Origin of the sequence: Phenylobacterium sp. (assembly GCF_031181185.1) — a bacterium.
GTDB lineage: Bacteria > Pseudomonadota > Alphaproteobacteria > Caulobacterales > Caulobacteraceae > Phenylobacterium.
In genome coordinates, this window is the sequence record NZ_JAPSKZ010000131.1 from 1 (window position 1) to 585 (window position 585).

Consider the following 585-nt stretch of genomic DNA (forward strand, 5'->3'; position numbering starts at 1 on the left):
GTTTCCACGCCCAGCTGAGACGCTTCTACTACCCTTACCTCTTCAACGAGCGGCCGTTCGACCGCGCCGACTTCGCCCGCGCCCCGACCTTCCGGCCGCGGACGGAAGGCGCCACGTGGCCGGGCTCGCTGCTCGCCGGCCTCGTGCTCGTCACGCTGCTGGTGGGCGCTGCGGGCCTTCTGCGGCCTCGCCGCCGCCTTGCGCCGCGGCTCGCCAGGGCCTGATCGGATGCCCAGCACCAAGCTTGCGGCCCTGCGGGGCGTGGTCCTCGCTTGCCTGTGCGGCTTGCCCGCCGAGGCCCTGGCCCAGCGGGTCAACGACAACGCCGTGGCCGGCGCCGAGGACGCCTTCGGCGCCAGCATCGGCAACGAGCGCGTCGGCCTCTACAGCAGCAGCGAGGTCCGCGGATTCTCGCCGATCACGGCCGGCAATGTCCGCCTGGAAGGCCTCTACGTCGATCGGCCGGCGTCCTTCACCGACCGTCTGGTCGAGAGCAACGTGGTGCGCGTCGGCCTCGCCGCGCAGAATTACCTGTTCACCGCGCCCACCGGCGTCGTCGACTTCCGCATCCGTCCGGCCGGCGAG

Annotated in this window: 2 pseudogenes; both read left to right on the top strand. The window is 72.1% G+C overall.

Going from position 1 to position 585, the window contains the following annotated elements:
- Positions 1-224: pseudogene (locus RIF93_RS14880) on the top strand (hypothetical protein); the annotation flags it as partial.
- A gap of 4 nt (positions 225-228) precedes the next feature.
- Positions 229-585, top strand: a pseudogene (locus RIF93_RS14885) (TonB-dependent receptor); the annotation flags it as partial.